Raw genomic sequence first — 23,369 nt, 5'->3', positions numbered from 1 at the left:
TATGCGCTTGCTTGTGCAATGATTCATTTTACGCTCAAAACATGAATGAATTGCCTTTATTTTTCATAGATATGAACAATATTTGTACACCTATTCAGAAAGGATTTCTTATGGACACTTTTCTCGTCATTTTGCCCCGAAAACTCAAGCTATTTTTACCTGTTTTTGCTGTTCTCTGCTTTGGAGCGGGATTGTTGTTATTCCCTGAACCGATAAAAATTGCGGTGAGTAACAGCTTACTTTATTGCCTAAAAGTGCTTGTCCCCACTCTTTTCCCTTTTGTTGCTCTTAGTTCTTATGCTGTTCATTCAGGAGCAGCTTCTTCTTTTGGAAAGGTGCTAGGGCTTGGAACAAAATATCTGTTTAGACTTCCTAAAATAGCCACTTCTACCTTGATTTTGGGTTTCATCGGTGGATATCCCTCCGGCGCTGCAGGTATTTCATCGCTACTAAAATCAGGATATATCACGAAAAAGCAAGCAGGGAGAATGCTTTTATTCTGTATTAACCCAGGCGTTGCTTTTGTTGTCAGCTTTTTAGGTGCAGGACTGCTTAAAAACGGTCAAGTAGGCTTATTTCTTTTTATCGCAGTCACAGTTTCAGGTATTCTGCTTGGTATGGTTACGGCTTTCTTTGATAAGATTCCTCAGGATATCGACACAACCACAAAACAACACGCTAAAAGTAACAACGGGAACGCTATCGTATTGGCGGCCTCTGACGCTGCCAAATCTATGGTGAAAATGTGTGCCGCTATTCTTCTTTTTTCAGCATTTTACAGCTTTTTAGAAGGTATCGGTGTCATCAGAATGTTTTCATTATGGCTAAGCCAGCTCTTACACACCTCCTATTATCACTCTTCCGGCTTACTCTCCATGCTGTTTGAAATTGCGGCAGGTGTCTCAAAGGCTGTCACCTACGCTTCACCATCTTTGTTTTATGCTTTTGCCCTTGCATTCGCTGGTTTTTGTGTCCATTTTCAGGTTTTTTCATTCTTTGAAGAATTCCCTCTTTCTAAGCTAAAATTTATACTTTTCCGTTTTATACACGGTTTTATTTCAGCATTTCTTTTTTCCGTTTTACAGAGAATATTTCCGCAGACATCTTCTGTTTTTCAAAATACGGGGCAGGCCGTGCAATCGGGTGGTATAACTATGTCAGCCGCATCAGGATTCTTTTTACTGCTCATGTGTATTGCTTTTCTGCTGATTTCCTCTAAAACCCAATTGCAGAAGAAAGAATAAGATGATATAATGGAATTCAATTTTGTTGGATTCATGGCAAAAACGGTAACTAAGATTTTACATAAGGATGGTTTACATGTCATTATTTAGACGGAAGAAAAAATTATTTGGTAATTATATCGAGCCCTCTTGTGATTACTGTTCTCATAATGCTGGTAAAAAAGAAAATATTCATTGCAGCTTGCAGTTGGTTTTTAGTGATAAGGGTTGCAAAAAATTCGAATACAATCCTTTGAAAAGAATTCCTAAAGTCCAGCCTGTTTTAAAAAAAGACGGCTATACTGCTGATGACTTTTCTCTATAACTTTTGTCGCTTAAACCATTACATATAATTTTATTTCTTGTTTTTCTCTTATTTCTATATCAACTTTCAAAATCTACTAATAAAATAAAAAAGCCATAAAACGAATGAAAGTTGCTTCGTTTTATGGCTTTTTTGCTGTATTTTTAAAAACTAATCTTATCTAAAAACTCAGAAATGACACTATGTTTCTTATATTCTCTTGGCTCTTCATATTCTACCAAAACAGCATCGCTTCCTATCAAGGTAATCTGCGACCATGGGATAACAACATCATCTTCACGCCCCAAAAGGCCGAGCCAACGCAGACGACCATAAATGATAATAGCACTAAGCCGAGCTGTCTTTGTATCAATTTCTATATCAGAAATATACCCAATTTTTATACCGTCTTTCACATTGACTACTTCTTTATTTCGCAACTCGCCCATTCTGCAATTCATGATAAGCCTCCCGCACTCGTAATCATTTATATATACGCGCGGCAGTCTTGGCTATATAACCAAAGTAATAAAATGTTTGCAACGAACAGAAAAATGATTTACTAAAATAAAATTCATTTTTCATCATTCATAGGGATGATAGTCGGACCGCTGTGCAGAATATTCTGGTAGAAGTTTTCCATTTGCGGTTTAGAATCAATCGGAATCCCATGTTCAATCACTTGTTCTTGAATTAATTTTGGCAGCTTAGCGAAATAGGCAACACCACTATTTTCATAACTCTTCAAATCCATTTTATAACCTCCTTACCAATGATAACACTAGTATTGGTCATTTTTGGGTAATTATCAGTTATAGACGGATTAATTTCTACTTTTTTTCTTAGCTATTTTCCAATTTTTTTGTTTCTCCTATTGAATTGTCTACCATTTTGGTATACAATAGGAAATGCATTTTGAGTATGTATAATCTTATAGATATCATAGGATATCTAGGAAAATGAAATCACTACACTGATGATGGAGGAATCACATATGAAAAGCGGATTATTAAACATATCCGATTTGAAAGTTTCTGTTGAAGGAAACAATATTTTGAAGGGTTTAAACCTCACCATTAACAAGGGCGAAACCCATGTCATCCTCGGCCCTAACGGAGCAGGAAAATCGACTTTGGCTTACTCGGTTTTAGGACATCCTGATTATCAGGTTGACGGCGGCAAAATTGTTTTTGAAGGCGAAGATATCACCGATGAAAGCACCGACAAGAGAGCTAAAAAAGGTATTTTTCTTTCGTTTCAAAACCCGGAAGAAATCAATGGAATTACTATGGTTAACTTTTTGAAAACTGCCAAAAAAGCGGTTTCAGATAAACCTTTGCCTGTCTTAAAATTCCATAAAGAAATGAATCAAAAAATGGATGCCTTGTCGATTAACCCAGACTATGCCGAACGTTATATTAATGTTGGCTTCTCTGGTGGTGAAAAAAAGAAAGCTGAAATTTTGCAAATGCTGATGCTCAACCCTAAACTTGCTATTCTAGATGAAACTGATTCTGGTCTTGATGTTGACGCTGTAAAAATTGTTTCTTTGGGCGTGAAAGAATACAAGAACGAAGAAAATGCTCTGCTGATTATCACCCATAACGCGCGTATTTTGGATGAACTCGATGTTGATTATGTGCACATTCTTGAAAATGGCAAAATCGTACGTACAGCGGGACGTGAACTGGTTGATTTTATCAGCAAAAACGGCTTTACTGCTTTAGAAAATCAAGAATAGTTCTTTCTCAATTCCTTGTAATGAGAAACAAGGATTTTATTCTGTTTAGAATGCTATGGAGTACCGCTCACAGAAAAAGCTGTCACATTGAATTCACGCAGAAAGTCATTGAGAATTTTCAGAAAGGAATCACTGCAGATTATGAGAAGTTTTGAAGAAGAAAAAACTGACATTGCGGAAATTGACCGCAGTGTTTATGATATAAAAGATAAAGTAGATGCCGGTTACACTGTGCAGAATGGTTTGACACGAGAAATTGTCGAAGAAATTTCTCGCACAAAAAACGATCCTGAATGGATGAGAGAGTTCCGTTTAAAGGCACTTGAAATTTATAACGGTTTAGACGTACCTACTTGGGGGCCTGACCTTTCCGGTTTAAACATGGAGGATATCACTACGTATATCCGTCCAAAAACCGATATGCAAATGGACTGGGACGATGTACCTGACTACATCAAAAACACCTTTGACCGTCTAGGTATTCCCGAAGCAGAAAAAAGCTCGCTTGCCGGTGTCGGCGCACAATACGACTCCGAAGTGGTCTATCACAATGTTCGAGAAGAAGTTGCTGCACAGGGTGTTGTCTATACAGATATGGAGAGCGCTTTAACCGGTGAATATGCCGACATGGTAAAAGAGCATTTTATGAAGCTTTTGAAACCGGGCGACCACAAATTCAACGCCTTGCATGGAGCTGTTTGGTCAGGTGGTTCTTTTGTGTATGTGCCGCCGGGCGTACATGTAGATATTCCTCTGCAGTCTTATTTTCGTTTAAACGCACCTGGTGCCGGACAATTTGAACACACACTGATTATTGTAGATAAAGGCGCTTATCTGCACTTTATTGAAGGTTGTTCTGCTCCGAAATATAATGTTGCGAACCTGCATGCAGGTTGTGTAGAACTTTATGTACAAGAGGGTGCCAGACTTCGCTATTCTACCATTGAAAATTGGTCTAAAAATATGTACAATCTCAACAGCAAACGTGCCATGGTGCAGAAAGATGGTATCATGGAATGGGTTTCCGGTTCTTTTGGCTCTCACACCTCTTACCTCTACCCCATGAGTATTTTAAAAGGTGAGAATTCCCGCATGGAATTCACCGGAATCACTTTTGCCGGCAATGGTCAAAATTTGGATACAGGCGCTAAAGTGGTGCACGCTGCTCCTAATACAAAATCACATATCTCCACAAAATCAATTTCTCGTGACGGCGGCGTTTCCACCTTCCGCAGTTCGGTTTCGATTCTGCCGCAGGCGAAAGGCAGCAAGACAGCCACATCATGTGAATCTCTCATGCTTGACAGCCGTTCACGTTCTGACACCATACCTGTTATGGATATTCAGACCGACGACGCTGATGTCGGACACGAAGCAAAAATCGGCAGAATCAGCAATGAAGCTATCTTCTACCTGATGAGCCGTGGCCTTAGTGAAGAAGATGCCAAAGCCATGATTGTTGGCGGTTTTGCCGAGCCAATTGCTAAGGAACTGCCTATGGAATATGCCGTTGAGATGAATAACCTGATTCACCTTGAGATGATTGGCAGTATTGGGTAACGGGAGAGGGAGTGAAAATATGAATATAGAGAATGTAAACCGTCTCCCTGCCATTACTTGGAGACATCTGAAAATAAACGATACCATTATCGAAAATCTTCCCGAAAGTATTGAAAAAAACAACTTTTCTACTTTTAGCTCTGTCAGCGGCATTACTTGCACAGATCAAGTGAACACTCTTTCTGCCATTGAAACAGGCATGGGCAAAGCGGCTGAGGATTATGTGACGGCCAACGCAAATGTGGTAAATCATTTCCAAATCACACAAAGTACAAAAGATCCGGTTTTTCTTTCTTATTCTATGAGCAACAAACTTTCTGCTGTAGTTAGTTCTCAAGAAATTGTGACGGAAGCTGGTACAGAGGTTAGTTTTCTGTTTGATTATAACAGCTGTGATGATTCTTCTGTTTTCCATGCAGGTACCACTAAAATTCATGCTAAATCTGGCTCTTTGGTCAAATTGATTTATGTGCAGACGCTGAATGATATTTCTCTCTCATGGGAAAATCTGGGCATTCAGCTTGATGATGATGCGAGAGTAGAAGTAACTCAAATTCTTTTGGGCAGCAAGCGAGCTTTGTCTGGTATTAAAGCAAAACTTGCCGGCAATAAAAGCAATTTCAAGTTAAACTGTGTCTATTTTGGTACGGAAGAACAAAACATTGACCTCAATTTTGTTTCAGACCATTTTGGCTGCGATACCAACACTGATATTGTGGTAGAAGGTGCACTTGCCGGTTCTGCCGTGAAAACACTTCGTTCTACTGTTGATTTTAAGTCGGGTGCAAAACGCAGTGTCGGACGTGAAAGCGAAGACGTTTTGCTGTTTAGTCCTACGGTTCGCAATCGTACCGTTCCTCTTATTCTTTGTGCTGAAGAAGATGTTGAGGGTCAGCACGCTGCCAGTGTAGGCAAAATCGATCATGACAAGCTGTTTTATCTTCAATCAAGAGGACTTTCTGAACTTGATGCTAAAAAGCTGCTGTTAGAGGCCAAATTCTCGTCAGCTGTTGAACAAATCCCTAATGAAGACATTCAAAATCGGGTTCGTGCTTATCTGGAGAGGAGTGTCGACGCTAATGCTGACAATTTCTGACCAGTTCCCCCTTTTTAAAGAATACAGTGCTGACAAAGTGCTAACCTATTTAGACAGTGCTGCTACAGCACAAAAACCACTTTCTGTGATTCAGGCGGAAGAGCAATATTACCGTCAAAGCAACGCAAACCCCAACCGTGGTATTTATGAGCTAGATTTGCGAGCTACCGAAATTCATGAAACAGCTCGGCAAAAGGTCGCCAATTTTATCGGAGCTGAGTTTCCCGAAGAAATTATTTTTACACAAAACACGACAGAAGCTTTTAACCTTTTGGCCTACAGCTATGGCATGCCCTTTCTAAAAGAAGGCAACACCATTTTGATTACTGTTATGGAACACCACAGCAATCTAATCCCATGGCAAAGAGTAGCAAAAGCTACGGGAGCAAAGCTTGTCTACCTATATCCAGATGAAAATGGTCACTTTTCCGATGAAGAGTTGCAGTCTAAAATCTGTGATGGCGTGAAATTGGTTTCTGTTCACCATGTATCCAATGTTATGGGAACCCTCTCCCCCATTGCTAAAATCACCGAGCTTGCTCATCAAATCGGAGCTGTTGTGGCACTCGACTCTGCGCAAAGCATTCCGCACATGCCGATTAACGTAAAAGAACTAGATGTAGATTTTATCGCTTTTTCAGGGCATAAAATGTATGGTCCTATGGGCATTGGCGTTCTCTATGGTAAAAAGGAATTGCTTGAAAAAATGCCGCCGTTTATGAGCGGCGGTGACATGATTGACTTTGTTTCTGAACAGGAAAGCACCTATGCTCCTCTGCCTAGAAAGTTTGAATCCGGCACAAGAAATGTCGGTGCAGCTGCAGGACTTTCTGCTGCTATTGATTATATGCAAGATTTAGGTTATGATAAAATCACAGCACACGAAGAAGAACTGATGGTTTATGCCATGAATCGTTTGACAAAGTTACCTTTTATTACGATTTATGGTACTAAAAATCCTAAAGAACGTTTTGGGGTAATTTCTTTCAATGTAAACGAAGTTCACCCCCACGACACAGCTACTATATTAGGAAACGATGAGGTAGCCATTCGAGCTGGCCACCACTGTGCGCAGCCTCTTATGCGTTTTCTCCATTTGACGGCTTGCTGTCGTTTAAGCTTCGGTGTGTATAATACAACCAAAGACATTGATACTTTGGTTGAAAGCTTAAAAACTGTCAGGAGGATTATGGGTTTTGAATCTTAATAACATTTATACCGAAATTATCACAGAACATAGCCGTTCAAAACACAACCGTCACCATATTGAAAACCCCACTGAGGTCACTAACGGAATAAATCCGAGTTGTGGTGACGAATTAACCTTGGAAATTCGTGTGAAAGATGATATAATAGAAGACGCTTCCTTTGTAGGTGATGGTTGTGCCATTTCGATGGCCTCAGCTTCTATTATGATTGACCTAATTAAAGGGAAACCCGTAGAAGAAGCCCGTGAACTTGCCAAACTTTTTATGGACATGATTCATGGCAAAGTGACTGACGATGAAGCGCTGGAACCTCTTGAAGATGCCATTGCGCTTAAAGACATTTCACATATGCCCGCAAGAGTTAAATGTGCTGTGCTCTCTTGGCACACCTTGGAAGAAACTCAAAAAAAACAGTTAATCCCCGGGTAACCGGATAAATATTGGAGGAAATACAATGGGAAAAATCACAAAGCTCGTCTTGATTCGTCATGGCGAAAGCGTATGGAACAAAGAAAATCTTTTTACAGGCTGGACAGACGTTGATTTGTCTGATACCGGACGTGAAGAAGCAGCTCAAGCTGGTAAAACCTTAAAGGCAGAAGGCTATGATTTTGATGTTTGCTATACTTCCTATCTGAAACGCGCTATTCATACCTTGAATTATACCCTTGAGGGTCTTGACCGTGAATGGCTGCCTGTCACTAAAACTTGGAAACTCAACGAGCGTCATTATGGGGCTTTGCAGGGTTTGAATAAAGCTGAAACAGCTGCTAAATATGGCGACGAGCAAGTAGTTGTATGGCGTCGTTCTTTCGACATCGCTCCTCCTGTTTTGGAAGAAGCTGACAAACGCAGCCCCCGTGGACAAGAACAATATCGCGAAGTTGCCAAAGAAGATCTGCCTTTGACAGAGAGCCTCAAAGACACCATCGCCAGAGTTATCCCCTACTATGAAGAGAACATTAAACCAAACATGGAAGCCGGCAAACGTGTTTTGATTGCTGCTCATGGTAACTCACTTCGTGCTTTGGTACAATACCTTGAGAATCTATCTCCTGAAGAAATCTTAAAAGTCAATATTCCGACTGCTGTTCCGCTAGTCTACGAATTTGATGAAGATTTCAAGGTTGTTAAAAAATACTATCTTGGCGATCAAGATGCAATTAACGCTAAAATTCAGGGCGTTGCTAACCAAGGCAAAGCTAAATAAGTTAAATTTACACCATTTATTTATTAAAACCAAGGAAACCCTTTTGCTTTCCTTGGTTTTCTTGTTAGCATTTAGCATAGAGATTTTTCTTTCTCATATATCTATATTATAAAGAGCCTTAAACTCAAGGCATGCATCGGATTCATGCCATTTAAACAATCTATTTAGAGAGGGTGTCACTATGAAGACCACTAAAAAACTTGTTTTAGTTCTTTCTTTAACTATTGTACTGACCGTTCTATTAACAGGATGTATGCCCGGTGACGGTGCTAATTCTTCTGAAAAACTGGCAGGATTTTTCACTGGCATATGGCATGGCTGGATTGCCCCCTTTTCCTTGATTGGTTCTTTTTTTAAACCAAACCTTAGTATTTATGAAGTTCACAACACAGGTTTTGCCTATGACTTTGGTTTTTACATGGCCATTATCAGCGGCTTTGGAGGACTTTCATTGTTTCGCAAGAAACATAGAGAGAATAATTCAAATAACTAAACTAAGAAATTTTGTTTTATTTTCTGGTTGACAACGCCTGGCAAAGATGATATTCTAACTGTGAAGTTTGTTTTCTTAAAAATTAAAAAGTTTGGAGTTGTTTAAATGTATAAATTTTCTTGCTAATGATTTTAATCATTGTGTGCACAAAGGTTTATTTTTGTGCGCCTTGCAAGAAAATTGTAGATTCTAAACAGCTCGATATTGATACCGTTATGTTTTGCATAACAGGTTTCTTCTATTTTGTGCTGCAAGAATAATTTTCTTGCAGCTATTTTCTATTTAGGAGGCCTTTTATGTCTTTAATTCAAATTTCGAACCTGACTTTTGCTTACGACGGTAGTTATGATACTATTTTTGAAAATATTTCTTTACAAATTGATACCAACTGGAAATTGGGCTTTGTAGGGCGAAATGGACGAGGAAAAACTACTTTTCTGAATCTTTTGCTAGGCAAACTTGCTTATCAAGGATCAATTTCTCATACCGCTTCCTTTGACTATTTTCCCTTCCCTGTTGCTGATACATCACTTGATACAATGGTTGTGATTGAACAAATCTGCTATGACTACGAATTGTGGAAACTGCAACGTGAACTTTCTTTGCTAGAAGTCAGCGAGGATGCTTTATATCGCCCTTTCAAAACACTCAGTGGCGGTGAACAAGTAAAGGTTTTGTTGGCTGCTCTGTTTTTAAAACAAAATAACTTTCTTTTAATAGATGAACCTACAAATCACTTAGACACAAAAGCAAGAGAGATTGTCAGCCGATACCTTCGCTCCAAATCAAGCTTTATTTTAGTATCGCATGACAGGGAATTTCTTGACCAATGTGTGGACCATATCCTTGCAATTAATAAAACCAACATTGAATTGCAAAGTGGTAATTTTTCTTCTTGGTGGCAAAACAAGTTGGCACAAGATGATTTTGAGCTTGCAGAGCATGCTAAATTACAAAAAGAGATTAAAAAACTTTCGGCAGCTGCCAAACGTACTTCGCTATGGTCCGATAAAGTTGAAAAATCAAAAAACCAGCGCACTTCAGCCGGACTGCGCCCTGATAGAGGCTTTGTCAGCCACAAGGCCGCCAAAATGATGAAGCGTTCTAAATCACTCGAGAAAAGACAGGAGAGCACGCTGTCTGAGAAATCGAAATTGTTGAAGAATATTGAATCAGCGGAAGATTTAAAAATTCACCCACTTTCTTATCACAGCCATCAGCTTGCTAACTTTCGCAATCTCTCTCTGTTTTATGGTGAAAAACAAGTTTGCGATAATATTAATTTTACTATTGATAATGGAGACAGGATTGCCATTTGTGGAGCAAATGGCAGCGGAAAATCTACCTTGCTTCATTTTATTGCTCAAAATTCTATTGCATGCAAGGGTGAAAAGCATCTTGGTAAAGACCTCAAAATTTCTTTTGTTTCGCAAGATACTTCCTTTTTACAGGGCAGTTTGCGTGAGTTTACAGATGACTATCTTTTAGACGAAAGCTTATTCAAAGCTATTCTGCGCAAGCTTGATTTTTCTCGCGAACAATTTGACAAGAACATCTCTCACTTCAGCAGCGGACAAAAGAAAAAATTATTGATTGCCAAAAGTCTTTGTGAACAAGCTCACCTGTATGTTTGGGATGAACCCTTAAATTATATCGATATCTTCTCTCGTATTCAAATTCAAAACTTAATTTTGGAGTACAAACCTACCATTCTTTTTGTAGAACATGATAGCGCTTTTATCAAAGAGACCGCTACCAAAACAGTAAACTTGTAAAAATCTATCTTTAAGTATGAAAAAGAGATATTCTCCCTTTTGGAAGAATATCTCTTTCTAGTTGCAGAAACTCTAAATTTTCTGACAGAAAAAATAGTTTATTGCATATAGCCGCCATCCATTGGCGAAACTGCGTGCTCTGAAAAAAGCTTTAACACACCCGAAGTATATCTAGGTTTGGGTTCATGCCAATTTAGCTTGCGTTTTTTTAGTTCTTCAGCTACTTCCTCTGCGGAAGCTTTCTTCCCTTTTATGCCGACAATTTCTAATTTTCTAGCCGGAATATCAATCTCAATCAGGTCATTTTCTTCTAACAGCGCAATCGGTCCACCTACTGCGGCTTCGGGTGAAACATGACCAATGGCTGGCCCTCTTGAAGCACCCGAGAAACGTCCGTCTGTAATGAGAGCAATACTGCTAGAGAGCTTTTCATCAGATGAAATGGCTTCTGTGGTATAGAACATTTCAGGCATACCACTGCCTTTAGGACCCTCATAGCGGATAATGACGGCGTCACCCGGATTGATTTTCTTATCAAAAATAGCACTAATTGCTTCTTCCTCGCTATCAAACGGTCTTGCATTTAAAACGGCTTGGTGCATTTCTTTCGGCACAGCTGAATGCTTAACAACGGCTCCCTGTGGTGCCAAATTCCCTTTTAAAATAGCAATGGCACCATTTTTACCGATTGCTTTATCAAACGGGCGAATGACATCTTCACGAGATAGACCTACTTTTTTCAGGTTTTCCTCACATCTTTCATAAAAGCCATCTTGCTTGAGTTTTTCAAGATTTTCTCCCACTGTATGCCCTGTTACCGTCGGTAAATCAAGATGGAGCATATGCTTGATTTCTTCCATAATTCTTGGCACTCCCCCGGCATAATAAAAATACTGAGCCGGCCATTTTCCTGATGGACGAATATCTAGCAGATAATGTGCATTTCTATGTAATCTATCAAAGGTTTCTGCGGTTACATCAATTCCAAACTCGTGTGCAATCGCTGGAATATGCAAAAGAGAGTTACTGGAACCTGAAATAGCAGCATGAACCATAATTGCATTTTCAAATGACTCAAGTGTTACAATGTCGTGCGCTTTGATTCCTTGTTTTGCTAGCCAAACCGCCTGCTCGCCTGCCTCTTTTGCAATCTTTTGGAGGTCTTGACTGGTAGCAGGTAACAAAGCACTTCCCGGCAGCATGAGTCCCAATGCTTCTGCCATGATTTGCATTGTTGACGCTGTTCCCATAAAAGAACAAGCCCCGCAAGAAGGACAAGCACTCAGCTTATATTCAGTCAACTCTTCTTCTGTAATCTCGCCCCGTTGATACATAGCGCTATAGGTGCCGATTTGTTCTAAAGTCAGCAGATTAGGTCCTGCATTCATGACACCGCCCGTTACAACAATAGACGGAATATTTAATCTGCCGATTGCCATCAAATGAGCAGGCATGCCTTTATCACAGCTGGCGATAAATACACCAGCATCAAAAGTAGTCGCATTAGCGTGAATTTCAATCATATTAGCAATCATGTCGCGTGATACCAACGAATAATTAATGCCGTCATGCCCTTGCGACATTCCATCACAAATGTCAGTGGTAAAGTATCTGGCACCCTTACCCCCTTTTTCGGCGATACCTTTCACGGCGTTTTGCACTAGTTCAAACAGATGAGCGCTGCCCGGATGACTATCTCCAAATGTACTTTCTACTAAAAGCTGCGGTTTAGACAGATCTTCCCTCTTCCAACCCATGCCCATTCTCAGCGGATCCATTTCAGGTGCTACAGCTCTAATTTTTTGACTGGGTAACATATTCAATTTTCTCCCCTTTATCGCTCTACTAGCGATTTTTCTTTTATTATAGTGCTAGCAAAAGCATGAAGTCAAGCTTATAACAAGAAAACTTCACTTTCTCACTATTTATTTTGCTTGTTTTTCAATAAAAAAAGCACCGCAATGCGATGCTTTTTAGCGCGACCAAACCTATAAGCCGAGTTCTGTCTTGAACAACCATCTATCTAGGCTGAACGTTGCCGTCACAGCTCATGCCACCTTCTCGAAGCGTGCCGGGCAGGCACAAAAGCTTCTCTGCGGTGTTGCTCCGAATAGGGTTTACATGGCCGCACAGTCTCCTGTGCGCCGGTGAGCTCTTACCTCACCTTTCCATCCTTACCAAAAAATTGGCGGTATATCTCTGTTGCACTATCCCTAGGGTCGCCCCCGGCGGCCGTTAGCCGCTATTCTTGCCCTTTGGAGCTCGGACTTTCCTCAGACACCTGCTTTCGCCGAGTGTCCGCAGTTGCTCAGCTTGCTCGCATTATTATTGTAATATAAAAGCTTTCTAAAGTCAATATGACTGTTCAGAGAGCAGTCTGTGTTTCTCTTCCCACAAAGGACGAGACAAATCAACATAAAAGTTGTGCGGATTCTCGAAACGCTTCACTTCATCCCAAAGAGTATCTAACTGTGCCGCACAATAGGAACGAATCGCATTCAACGCTCTTGGTGTATAGACGCATTCCCCTTTTTCGAAAATAGGGGTTAAAAGTTCAACTGCTCTAAAATTCTCTAAGGTTTTCTTTTTCCATGTATGCTCGGGGTCAAAAATAGTATAAGGCTGGGTATCGTCAATTACTTCGTCATGCAGTGTGATAACATCAGCAATAGCTTGCTCGCTTTCTTTATCAAAAAGACGCCATACTGACTTAAATCCTGGTGTTGTAATTTTAGTGACGTTCTCGCTGATTTTAATGCGAGACTCAATTTGCCCCTCTTCATCTTCAACAGCAACCAATTTATATACACCGCCAAATACAGGCTCTGAAGAAGAGGTAATCAATCTCTCTCCTACACCAAAAAGGTCAACCTTGGCCCCTTGTGTAATCATGTCGCGAATAATGTATTCGTCCAACGAGTTTGACGCACAAATTTTGCAATCTTCAAATCCAGCTTCATCAAGCATTCTTCTAGCCTTTTTAGAAATATAGGTGATATCACCGCTGTCAATGCGAATACCGGCAGGACGGAATCCGTTTGGCACAACTACTTCGTTAAAAACCTTGATTGCATTTGGTACGCCAGATTTTAACACATTGTATGTGTCAACCAGCAACATACAATTAGACGGATATTCTTCTGCATAAGCCTTAAATGCTTCATATTCCGTATCAAAAAGTTGAACCCAGCTGTGAGCCATTGTACCTGAAGCAGGCACGCCAAACAACTGCTCTGCCAATGTACAAGCTGTGCCTGCACATCCGCCAATATAAGCTGCTCTAGCACCAAAAACAGCTCCGTCAAATCCTTGTGCTCGGCGCGAACCAAATTCTAAAACAGGACGGCCTTGCGCCGCACGAATGATACGATTTGTTTTAGTAGCAATCAGACTCTGATGATTGATGCACAGCAAAACCATCGTTTCGACCAATTGAGCTTGCATAATTGGTCCTCTGACCGTTACAATAGGTTCACCCGGAAAAATAGGTGTTCCCTCTGGCACACTCCAAACATCGCACTCAAATTTAAAATGGAGGAGATAATCTAAAAATTCTTCTCGAAAAATACCCTTTTTTCTTAAGAATGCTACATCGTCTTCATTGAACTTTAAATTTTGCAAGTATTCAACCAATTGCTCCACGCCTGCCATGATGGCAAAGCCGCCTTTATCCGGAACTTTTCTGAAAAACATATCGAAGTAACAAATTTTATCTTTGAAGCCTCTCATGAGATATCCGTTAGACATGGTTAGCTCATAGAAGTCAGTTAGCATCGTTAAGTTGTGCTTATTATTGTAAAAGATGTTGTGCATGATTTTCAATTCCTCTCTATTAGCAAAAAATCCCTAATTTAATTATTCAGAATAAAAACCAGAATTGTGTTCATTACTATAATTGTATTAGGAATTAAGTTTTCATGATAAATTGTTATTATTGTTTTTGATTTTATTATATCAATTTTTGAGCAAAAACTCAATTATTTTTGCAGATTTGTAACATCCCACCATTGAGGATAAAAAACAATTACCTGTTACGTCAAATTAATACAATATAACCTATTATTTTTCATTTAAATAATTTTTCTTTAAATATTTTCTTAAAAGAATAATATTTCGACAATTAATTTCCAAAATATTCAAAGAAAGTTTTAATTCTAATATTGCTTTTTGTTTGCTGATTCACTATAATTAAATTGTTCCAATTGGAAATGATTATTATTTTTTTTAGGAGTTGTTATGCGTTTACGAATTCAACCTTTGGGTGAAAAAAACTTAATTGGTGCTAGGATTGAAGCCATTAGAAAGCAACGAGGTATGAAACAAAAGGACCTCTTGGCTCAGCTACAGGTTAGGGGTGTGGATTTAAATGCTTCTGGTCTTTCGAAATTAGAAGGACAAATCCGCATGGTCTCAGATTATGAACTGTTAGCTCTGTCTGAAATTCTTGGTGTTTCTATTTACTGGCTTTTGACAGGAAAAGAAAAAGATTGATGACTTCAGAGAAAAAATCTCCTTTAGGGGGATTTTTTTTTATCTCTGGCAAAGACTATCCTTATCCTAACAGAAAGGATAGTCTTCTATGTTTAACACCGTTAAAACCAAATCTTTGCTCCCCATACTTATCTTTGCGCTGGTTTATACTGTTCTATTCCTACTTTTCAGGCAAAGCTTTTTTTATATCTCTCCTTTTTTATTCGCTTTTATTATTGCTTTCTTCGCTCGAAAACCAATTGCTCTTTTCAAGAAAACTTGTCACCTTAAAAACACGGTTGCTTCGGCCTTTATTACAGGGCTAATTATCCTAATTATTTTCTCTCTTTTTACTTTTTTAATTTATCTGGGTATTCGAGAAGCTATTTCTTTTTTGGGTTGGATCTCAAGCGACAATTTCGCTAAACCAGTAGAACTATTTTCTTTATTCACACAGAAAATCAATTCATTTTTTAATCGAGAAATCTTGAAGACCAACATGGAGGAGCTTATCACTCCGTTTATAACCGGTGCTTCTTTTTTGGTTTCTGCTTTAAACGTCATCATGGAAACTGTTAGCTCTATCCCAACTATTTTAACATGGCTCATGACAGCTATTTTTGCCTCTTTTGTTTTCAGCAGACACCTGTCCGACATTCTGTCATTCGTCTGCAGTATCTTTAGCGAAAACGCTTTGGGTCATTTAAAGTTTGCTGTAAAATCCAGCGAAACCTCTGGTAAAAAATCTTTTTTTTCTTATGCTTTTCTTTATTTTATTGCTTTTTGTGAAAGCTTAATTGTAACTACCATTCTTGGTATTGATTACCCCGTTTTGATTAGTTTTATCATCTGCATCGCTGATATTCTTCCTATTCTTGGCCCGGGGCTAATCTATGTACCGCTAGCCGCTTATTATTTTCTTTTGGGTCATTATGGCATTGCCATTGGTTTAATGATTGGCTTTATCTTGGTTTCAGTAACACGAGAAATCATTGAACCTAAATTAGTTGCAGAGAGCACTAAAATTCCTGCTCTAGCAATGATAGCGGCCGTGTATTTTTCTTTACTTGCCAAAGATATTTGGGTTATGTTCTATGTGATGGGGCTATTTATGTTCTACTCTCTCTTTCGAGAAAGCGGAGCACTCCCACCTTTATCTGAAAAGAAAAAACAGCCCTCTGAAAATGCAGAAGGCTGAGTTCTCTGTTTAAAAGTTTATAGCAATTTAAAAACAACGTCCATTTTTTTGTTTCTTACAATTTTCTGTTACCTTTTTTTCAATGCAATGGTAACAAACCTCATTTGTTAGTGCATCCCCTTCAAAAAACTCGTCTAAATTTTTCAAAGTAGTTTGTGCAATATTTACAAGAGCTTCTTCTGTTAAAAAAGCCTGATGAGAAGTTAAAATAACATTTGGCCGCGACACTAACAGTGACAAAACATCATCATGAATAATTGTGCCTGAAAAGTCTTCAAAGAAAAAGTCAGCTTCTTCTTCATACACATCCAAACCGGCACCACGCACTGTTTCGTTATTCAATGCTTCTAGCAGTGCGGCGCTATCAATCAGCGCTCCCCTTGACGTATTTAAAATATATACGCCTTTTTTCATTTTAGCAAAAGCAGCTTCATTCAAAATATGTTGTGTCTGCTCTGTCAAAGGACAATGCAGAGAAATCACGTCACTTTCTTCAAAAAGCTTGTCCAACTCAGTGTATTCAACATCTAAATTTGGATTCGGATATAAATCATATGCTAAGACACGCATGCCAAAACCCCGGCAAATAGTAATGAAAACTTGACCTATTTTTCCTGTTCCAATAACACCAACTGTTTTTCCGTGCAAATCAAGTCCCGTTAACCCCACAAGACTGAAATTAAAATCTCTGGTCCGATTATAAGCCTTGTGAATTCTACGGTTTAAACTTAAAAGCAAAGCCATGGTGTGTTCTGCTACTGCATAAGGAGAATATGCCGGCACACGCACAACATTGATTTTTTCATAAGCGGCTTTAAAATCAACATTACTATAACCAGCACATCGCATCGCTAGCACTCGCGCGCCGCCGTCATAAAGAGTATTGATAACCTTCTTATCGATGGTATCATTTACAAAGGCACACACACCATCAAATCCATTTGCCAATTGTGCTGTCTGGGGTGACAATTTATTTTCAAAGTAAACAATCTCATATTTTGTATTTAAAGAGTCAAACCATTGTCTATCGTACGGTTTTGTATCAAAAAAAGCAATTTTTTTCATAACTTATCCCCTTTCTGGTTGTACTTATTCTATCCATAAGCATTTCTTATATTGCTTTTATTATACCAATTTTTTTCGTTTTTTGCAATAGTTAGTAATGATTCTTACTTTTATTTAAATTTATACAAACAAAAACAGCCGCCTAAAAGACAGCTGTTTTTATATTTTATATTATGGCAATACTCTATTTCTTATGCTTTTGTATAGCGAAAGCATGCTTTGCCTGGATATTTTGCAGCACAACCAAGCTCTTCTTCAATTCTCAGCAAGCGATTATATTTAGCAACTCTTTCACTTCTGCTGGGTGCACCGGTCTTGATTTGTCCTGCATTGAGGGCAACTGCCAAATCGGCAATCGTGGTATCTTCTGTTTCACCTGAACGGTGAGAAACAATAGCAGTATAACCTGCGTTTTGTGCCATCTTAATAGCATCCATTGTTTCAGTCAAAGAACCAATCTGGTTCAATTTAATCAAAATTGAATTGGCGCTGTTTAGCTCAATACCTTTCTTCAAACGCTCTGTATTTGTTACAAAGAAGTCATCACCAACAAGCTGCACTTTATCGCCCAGTTCTTCTGTAATCTTCTTCCAACCATTCCAGTCCTCTTCGTCCAAAGCATCTTCAATGGAGCAAATCGGATATTTTTCAATCAATTGTTTCCAATGTGCAATCAACTCATCTGTTGTGAAATGCTTCTTAGACTTTGGCTGGAAATAACCGCCGTTTTTGTCTTTCCATTCACTAGATGCAGCGTCCATTGCCAAAACAAAATCTTTGCCAGGTGTATAACCAGATTTCTCAATTGCTTTCAAGATATATTCAATGGCTTCATCATCACTATCAAGGTTAGGGGCATAACCGCCTTCATCACCAACAGCTGTTGAATGACCTTCTGCTTTTAAGATAGCAGCTAAGTTATGGAATACTTCTGTACACCAGCGCAAACCTTCTTTAAAAGAAGAAGCGCCAACAGGCATAACCATAAATTCTTGCACATCAATGCTATTAGCAGCATGAGCGCCACCGTTTAGAATGTTCATCATCGGTACAGGAAGCGTATCAGCGTTTACACCGCCTAGAAAACGGTAAAGAGGAATATCTTGTCCGTTGGCTGCGGCATGAGCGGCTGCCAAAGATACTGCCAAAATGGCATTCGCACCTAGGTTTGATTTATCGCCTGTTCCGTCTAGCTCTAGCATTTTAGCATCAATTTGAGCTGTTTTGCTTGCATCAGCATACTCAAGTGCATCCAAAATTTTTGTATTGATATTTTCAACTGCCTTTGTTACGCCTTTGCCACCAAAACGTTTGGCATCGCCGTCACGTAGTTCAAGTGCTTCAAATTGACCTGTAGAAGCACCACTAGGAACAGCGGCTGTACCGGTTGTTCCGCATTCTAATGTAACAGTAGCCTCTACTGTAGGATTTCCTCTGGAATCAATAATCTCTCTGCCAACAATTTTCTCAATTAAGTTTTGCATAATTTATCCTTTCCGGCTTAAAGCCTGCGAGTTAGCTTTTTCTAACTTATTCTACTTTAAATTGTATAGCCTTACCTTTTCTTTGTCAATATGCTGTTCATAATTTTACTTCTTGTTCATAAGTTCAGCTTAATTTAACCTTTAAAATAGCAAAAATCATAAAGAGATAGAATGACACCCTAAAAGCGAAATGCCTTAACTACTCTTTATCGCGAGAGAAAAAGGGGATAAAAACTTGCATCTATGACTTACTGGTTTTTTGCAAACAATGCACATTTCCTACTTTACAGTATGGTAAAATAAATCGGTTTCATACCAAAACTCAGGGCTTCTTTTTAATCCAAAATCGTAGACCGTAAAGAATCAGTGCACAGGAGATAATAATGGCACTTGCTGCTGTTGCAATCGCAGTTACCTGCATATCAATTGGCCCGGCTATCATGCTAATTAAAATCAAACCACCTGCCAAAATCAGCAGAAAAATAAAAGTTCTCTTTTCTACACCGTTCATGCCTCTCCTCCTTCAAACAAAAAATTACTGAGCGCCGCAAAATTTTCTATTGTCAATTTTTCTGCACGAATATTGATAGGAAGTTCTATCGTTAAAAGAGCCTCTTCTACCGCTTTTTTGGTAATAGGAAGTAGCGAAGAAATGGAATTAGCTGCTGTTTTTCTACGCTGCGAAAATGACGCCCGCACCAATTGAAAAAAGAATTTTTTATTTCTTACTTCTACCGGCGGTGTCTGCAAAAGATTTAGACGTATGACAGCTGAATCCACCTTAGGCGGTGGCATAAAGCAACCTCTAGACACATGAAACAAGATCTCGGGTTCACAATGATAATGTACACTAGCACTGACAGCCCCGCATTCTTTCGTACCCGGTTTAGCACAAATTCGTTCCGCTGCTTCTTTTTGCACCATAACGGTAACAGAGCGAATTGGCAACCCACTTTCAAGCAAATGCATAATGAGCGGAGAAGTGATATAATACGGCAGATTCGCGCATACGCTCACAGGGCCACCCTCAAATTTATCATCTATCAATGCCTGCAAATCAATTTTTAGGGCATCTCCTTGTATGATTTCAATGTTCTCAAATTCAGCTAGTGTTTCTTCTAATACCGGAAAAAGTCGCTTGTCCAATTCGATGGCACATACTTTTTCTGCTTGCAAAGCCACTTCTTTTGTCAAAACACCGATACCCGGACCAATTTCAATTACACCTTTTACTTCATCTGCCCCACACATTTCTGCCATACGCGGGCAGACACTGTCATCAATTAAGAAATTCTGTCCTAACGCTTTAGAAAAATGAAACCCGTGTTTCTCTAATATCTGTTTAATTTCTGTTGGATTGGAAAGCTTCGCCATTCATACTCCTTTAAATCTATGTTAATGAACTTTATATTAAAATAATTTAACTGGTTTAAAGCTATTATAACTTTAAACCAGTTTTTCTGCAATCTTTTCTTGTCATTTTTTGTCACCAGAGTCACACAAAAACAGAAACCATAAATCTTTTTTTGATTTACAGTTTCTACTCATTTAGCTTAATAGCATTTTATCACTGGCAAATTCGCCTGAAGAAGCCACCTCGAATTTTTGAAGCAAATCAGACGTATGAAGCTGCTTCTTCTCTTCGCCTTCAACATCATAAATAATTTTTCCGTTATACATCATAATCAAGCGATTACCAATGCGAATAGCATCTTTCATATTATGAGTAATCATTAATGTAGTTAGCTGGTCTTGGTTCACAATCTCTTGGGTTAACTCAAGCACTTTTGCCGCTGTTTTAGGGTCAAGTGCGGCTGTATGCTCATCAAGCAAAAGGAGCTTGGGTTTGCGCAATGTCGCCATTAACAGCGTCAAAGCTTGGCGCTGTCCACCTGAAAGCAAACCCGCTTTACTGCTCATACGGTTTTCCAGTCCTAAATCCAGCAGCTTTAACTTTTCAGCAAAAAACTCTCTCTCTTGCTGGTTAATGCTCCAACCAAGAAGCGGTACTTCTCCTCGATGATTGGCCATCGCAAGATTCTCTTCAATCATCATATCTGCCGCCGTGCCCATCATGGGGTCTTGAAAGACACGTCCCAAAAATTTAGCACGTCGATGCTCAGGCAATTTGGTGATGTCTTGTCCGTCAAGAATAATCTTACCACTTTCAATCGCATGAACGCCCGCAATAATATTTAATGTGGTTGATTTACCTGAACCATTTCCGCCAATCACTGTTGTAAAGTCACCTGGCTTGAGCTTTAAATTAAGATTGATTAAAGCATCTTTTTGATTGACTGTACCAATATTAAAGGATTTACAGGCATTGATAATCTCAAGCATTCTGTTCACCCTCCTCACCAATTTTTTGGCTCACCTTTTTATCTGTAAGGTATTTGACTACGCGCTGCATTCCCAGTGCCAAAGCAACCAATGAAGCGGTTAGCAATTTGAGATCGTTGGTCTGCAAACCGAGCTGCAAAACAACGGCAACAATAATTCTGTACACAATCGAACCCACGACAACAGAAATCAGTTTGACCGCAAAAGACTTGTCTTTTCCGAAAAACACTTCGCCAATAATAACAGAAGCTAACCCAATTACGATTGCACCGACACCACTATTAATATCGCCATAAGATTGACTTTGTGCTACCAAAGAACCCGAAAGAGCTACAAAGCCGTTTGCAAGCAACAATCCAATGATTTTAATGACGTCTGTATTAATGCCCATGGCACGCACCATGTTTTCGTTATTGCCCGTTGCACGAATTGCTGTTCCTAACTTGGTGCCAAAAAACCAATATAGCAGAGCAATACTGATGGCAGCTGCAATCACGCCAATCACCATATTTTGCTGCATACGAGACAAATTAAATTTATCTCCTATCGCGTTAAATACAGTTACTTCATTGCTCATTGAAAGATTCGGCTGGCCAAGAATTCGCTGATTAATGGAATAAAGCGCCAGCATTGTTAAGATACCTGCCAGAATCGGTGGAATTTTTAGTAGCGTATGAAGGAGACCTGTTACCGCCCCGGCCACGCAACCGGCGAAAAATGCGATAAAAAGTGCAAAAAACGGATTCAACCCTTGATAGGCGATTGCCCACGCTGAAACACAACCTCCCAGTGCGAAGCTGCCGTCTACTGTCATATCAGCATAATCTAATATTTTGAAAGATATGTAAAGGCCTATTGCCATCACACTCCATAATAATCCCTGTCCGGCAGCATCTTGTGCTGATGCCAGCAAAGCACTCAGGTCCATTTTTGCTCTCCCCTATCTTTTCTCTAAAAATAAAGCCGGCAGACCAGCACATGACGTGTACCTGGCCGCCTGCTTTTCTCTGTGTTGTAATTTGTGTTATTATTGTTTAGGTGCTACATCTGTCGCTTTTTCTAAGAAGTCAGCACTCAATTTATCTGTAAAGCCCAGGTCTTCTGCTATTTTAGAATTGTAGCAGTAGGTATAGCTCTCGATATAGCCAACCGGAACTTCACCGGGGTTCTTTCCATCTACCAATACATCTAAAGCCAATTCAGCTGTCTTTACACCTAAGTCATAGTAGTTTAGACCAATTGTGGCCAATCCGCCTTTGCTGACCATGCCTTCTTCTCCGGCAATAATCGGGAGATTATATTCTCCGGCAATAGCTGAAACTGTTGGCATAGCGTTGGCAATTGTATTATCAGTCGGCGCATAAATAGCTTGCACTTTTCCTGCCAGAACATTCTGCACAACAGACTGTACTTCATTTGCATTTGAAACAGATGCCGGGACGGCTTTTAGACCAAGCTTTTCAGCCGCAGCTTGTGCCATTTCGAGCTGCACTTTTGAATTGGATTCATTGGAAGCGTATAAAACACCGATAGACTCCAAATCAGGAATTAACTGTTTTGCTAGTTCAAGCTGGCCCTCAACAGGAGTTAAATCAGATGTACCGGTTACATTGCCACCAGGAGCCTGAATATCAGCAACGAGTTTTGCATCAACCGGATCAGTAACTGCCGTGAAAAGCACTGGAATGTTAGCTTCTTTAGCAGCATTGGCTGCAGATTGCGCCGCAGGAGTAGCAATCGCAAAAATCAAATCCACTTTGTCATTGACAAACTTACTGGCAATTGTATTTGCATTGGATTGATCATTCTGTGCGTTTTGGCGGTCAAATTCAAAGGTAATACCGTTTTGCTCGCCATATTGTGTCAAAGAGTCTATAAACCCATTAGCCGCTTTGTCTAGGGCTTCGTGTTCCACAATCTGAACAACACCAATTTTAAAGGTTTTTTTATCGTCAGTCGTTTCTTTGGCGCCATTTGGTTCGCTTAATTCTTCATTTGATTCACTAGCGGCTGAACTGCCTGTGCTTGCTGTGCTCTCAGATGACTTCTTACTGTCATTGCCTTTACAGCCTGCTAACAAAGCAGTGAGCAGCAAGCAAACCAACGAAAGGGATAGTATCTTTTTCATAATTTTACGCTCCTTCAGAATTTATCGATTCAACGCTTTAACGCTAAACATTGATGAAATGAATAACCAAA

At 39.5% G+C, this 23,369-nt stretch carries 23 protein-coding genes and 1 other RNA gene; 12 read left to right on the top strand and 12 right to left on the bottom strand.

The window, feature by feature from the left end; translation table 11 throughout:
- The first annotated feature begins 110 nt into the window (after nt 1-110).
- Both CS931_RS01815 and CS931_RS01810 read left to right on the top strand, forming a co-directional pair.
- On the top strand, nt 111-1,244 hold the full coding sequence (locus CS931_RS01815; protein ID WP_099204050.1) for a hypothetical protein: 1,134 nt from the start codon (nt 111-113) through the stop codon (nt 1,242-1,244).
- Between the two features lie 76 nt (nt 1,245-1,320).
- A complete protein-coding gene (locus CS931_RS01810) occupies nt 1,321-1,548 on the top strand; it encodes a hypothetical protein (RefSeq protein ID WP_099204049.1) in 228 nt (75 codons plus the stop codon).
- Nucleotides 1,549-1,691: 143 nt separating this feature from the next.
- Here the strand turns inward: CS931_RS01810 and CS931_RS01805 are convergent, their stop codons facing one another.
- Together CS931_RS01805 and CS931_RS01800 are read right to left on the bottom strand one after the other, a co-directional pair.
- Nucleotides 1,692-1,988 carry a YlmC/YmxH family sporulation protein gene (locus tag CS931_RS01805; RefSeq protein ID WP_242964873.1) on the bottom strand — a complete coding sequence of 99 codons (297 nt, stop codon included), beginning with the start codon at nt 1,986-1,988 and terminating at the stop codon, nt 1,692-1,694.
- Nucleotides 1,989-2,101: 113 nt separating this feature from the next.
- Nucleotides 2,102-2,281: a hypothetical protein gene (locus tag CS931_RS01800; protein WP_099204047.1), complete on the bottom strand. Its 180-nt coding sequence runs from the start codon at nt 2,279-2,281 to the stop codon at nt 2,102-2,104.
- 240 nt (nt 2,282-2,521) lie between these two features.
- Between CS931_RS01800 and sufC the strand changes: the two genes are divergently transcribed.
- The 8 genes from sufC to abc-f all read left to right on the top strand — a co-directional run bounded on the left by sufC (nt 2,522) and on the right by abc-f (nt 10,610).
- The gene (gene sufC / locus CS931_RS01795) at nt 2,522-3,268 is read left to right on the top strand and encodes a Fe-S cluster assembly ATPase SufC (protein WP_099204046.1); all 747 of its coding nucleotides are present in this window, start codon (nt 2,522-2,524) and stop codon (nt 3,266-3,268) included.
- Between the two features lie 141 nt (nt 3,269-3,409).
- Entirely contained in the window at nt 3,410-4,828 is a 1,419-nt protein-coding gene (gene sufB, locus CS931_RS01790; RefSeq protein WP_099204045.1) for a Fe-S cluster assembly protein SufB, read from the top strand.
- A gap of 19 nt (nt 4,829-4,847) precedes the next feature.
- A complete protein-coding gene (locus CS931_RS01785; protein ID WP_099204044.1) occupies nt 4,848-5,924 on the top strand; it encodes a SufB/SufD family protein in 1,077 nt (358 codons plus the stop codon).
- Entirely contained in the window at nt 5,908-7,131 is a 1,224-nt protein-coding gene (locus tag CS931_RS01780) for a cysteine desulfurase (protein ID WP_099204043.1), read from the top strand. Before CS931_RS01785 ends, CS931_RS01780 begins: the two co-directional genes overlap by 17 nt.
- Nucleotides 7,121-7,561 carry a Fe-S cluster assembly sulfur transfer protein SufU gene (sufU, locus tag CS931_RS01775; protein ID WP_099204042.1) on the top strand — a complete coding sequence of 147 codons (441 nt, stop codon included), beginning with the start codon at nt 7,121-7,123 and terminating at the stop codon, nt 7,559-7,561. The genes CS931_RS01780 and sufU overlap by 11 nt, the downstream gene beginning before the upstream one ends.
- Before the next feature lie 25 nt (nt 7,562-7,586).
- Complete coding sequence (gene gpmA / locus CS931_RS01770) at nt 7,587-8,342, top strand: 2,3-diphosphoglycerate-dependent phosphoglycerate mutase (protein WP_099204041.1); 756 nt, start codon at nt 7,587-7,589, stop codon at nt 8,340-8,342.
- A gap of 181 nt (nt 8,343-8,523) precedes the next feature.
- A complete protein-coding gene (locus CS931_RS01765) occupies nt 8,524-8,835 on the top strand; it encodes a hypothetical protein (protein ID WP_099204040.1) in 312 nt (103 codons plus the stop codon).
- Nucleotides 8,836-9,131: 296 nt separating this feature from the next.
- Nucleotides 9,132-10,610, top strand: coding sequence for a ribosomal protection-like ABC-F family protein (gene abc-f / locus CS931_RS01760; RefSeq protein WP_099204039.1), 1,479 nt, complete (start codon nt 9,132-9,134; stop codon nt 10,608-10,610).
- A gap of 98 nt (nt 10,611-10,708) precedes the next feature.
- Here abc-f and ilvD read toward each other — a convergent pair whose 3' ends face one another.
- From ilvD to CS931_RS01745, 3 genes are all read right to left on the bottom strand, one after another.
- The gene (gene ilvD / locus CS931_RS01755) at nt 10,709-12,427 is read right to left on the bottom strand and encodes a dihydroxy-acid dehydratase (protein WP_099204038.1); all 1,719 of its coding nucleotides are present in this window, start codon (nt 12,425-12,427) and stop codon (nt 10,709-10,711) included.
- A gap of 158 nt (nt 12,428-12,585) precedes the next feature.
- An RNA gene (gene rnpB / locus CS931_RS01750) (RNase P RNA component class A) lies at nt 12,586-12,930 on the bottom strand.
- Nucleotides 12,931-12,962: 32 nt separating this feature from the next.
- Nucleotides 12,963-14,423, bottom strand: a complete 1,461-nt coding sequence (locus CS931_RS01745) for a nicotinate phosphoribosyltransferase (RefSeq protein ID WP_099204037.1) — start codon at nt 14,421-14,423, stop codon at nt 12,963-12,965.
- Nucleotides 14,424-14,846: 423 nt separating this feature from the next.
- Between CS931_RS01745 and CS931_RS01740 the strand changes: the two genes are divergently transcribed.
- Nucleotides 14,847-15,101 carry a helix-turn-helix domain-containing protein gene (locus CS931_RS01740; RefSeq protein WP_099204036.1) on the top strand — a complete coding sequence of 85 codons (255 nt, stop codon included), beginning with the start codon at nt 14,847-14,849 and terminating at the stop codon, nt 15,099-15,101.
- Between the two features lie 88 nt (nt 15,102-15,189).
- Nucleotides 15,190-16,278 carry an AI-2E family transporter gene (locus tag CS931_RS01735; RefSeq protein ID WP_099204035.1) on the top strand — a complete coding sequence of 363 codons (1,089 nt, stop codon included), beginning with the start codon at nt 15,190-15,192 and terminating at the stop codon, nt 16,276-16,278.
- Nucleotides 16,279-16,305: 27 nt separating this feature from the next.
- Here the strand turns inward: CS931_RS01735 and CS931_RS01730 are convergent, their stop codons facing one another.
- From CS931_RS01730 to CS931_RS01700, 7 genes are all read right to left on the bottom strand, one after another.
- Complete coding sequence (locus CS931_RS01730) at nt 16,306-17,343, bottom strand: 2-hydroxyacid dehydrogenase (RefSeq protein ID WP_099204034.1); 1,038 nt, start codon at nt 17,341-17,343, stop codon at nt 16,306-16,308.
- 191 nt (nt 17,344-17,534) lie between these two features.
- Nucleotides 17,535-18,827 (bottom strand): phosphopyruvate hydratase, encoded by a 1,293-nt coding sequence (eno, locus tag CS931_RS01725; protein ID WP_099204033.1) that lies wholly within the window; start codon nt 18,825-18,827, stop codon nt 17,535-17,537.
- A 322-nt stretch (nt 18,828-19,149) separates the two neighbouring features.
- On the bottom strand, nt 19,150-19,338 hold the full coding sequence (locus CS931_RS01720; RefSeq protein ID WP_099204032.1) for a hypothetical protein: 189 nt from the start codon (nt 19,336-19,338) through the stop codon (nt 19,150-19,152).
- Nucleotides 19,335-20,201 (bottom strand): 16S rRNA (adenine(1518)-N(6)/adenine(1519)-N(6))-dimethyltransferase RsmA, encoded by an 867-nt coding sequence (gene rsmA / locus CS931_RS01715; protein WP_099204031.1) that lies wholly within the window; start codon nt 20,199-20,201, stop codon nt 19,335-19,337. Before rsmA ends, CS931_RS01720 begins: the two co-directional genes overlap by 4 nt.
- 174 nt (nt 20,202-20,375) lie before the next feature.
- Nucleotides 20,376-21,170 carry an ABC transporter ATP-binding protein gene (locus tag CS931_RS01710; protein ID WP_099204030.1) on the bottom strand — a complete coding sequence of 265 codons (795 nt, stop codon included), beginning with the start codon at nt 21,168-21,170 and terminating at the stop codon, nt 20,376-20,378.
- On the bottom strand, nt 21,163-22,098 hold the full coding sequence (locus CS931_RS01705) for an ABC transporter permease (protein WP_200814926.1): 936 nt from the start codon (nt 22,096-22,098) through the stop codon (nt 21,163-21,165). The genes CS931_RS01710 and CS931_RS01705 overlap by 8 nt, the downstream gene beginning before the upstream one ends.
- 99 nt (nt 22,099-22,197) lie before the next feature.
- Entirely contained in the window at nt 22,198-23,298 is a 1,101-nt protein-coding gene (locus CS931_RS01700) for an ABC transporter substrate-binding protein (protein ID WP_099204029.1), read from the bottom strand.
- Nucleotides 23,299-23,369: the final 71 nt, after the last annotated feature.

The sequence above is a fragment of the Scatolibacter rhodanostii genome (assembly GCF_900197595.1).
Lineage (GTDB): Bacteria > Bacillota > Clostridia > Oscillospirales > Acutalibacteraceae > Scatolibacter > Scatolibacter rhodanostii.
Note: the sequence above shows the minus strand (reverse complement) of the source record. Positions and strands in the feature narration are given on the sequence as shown.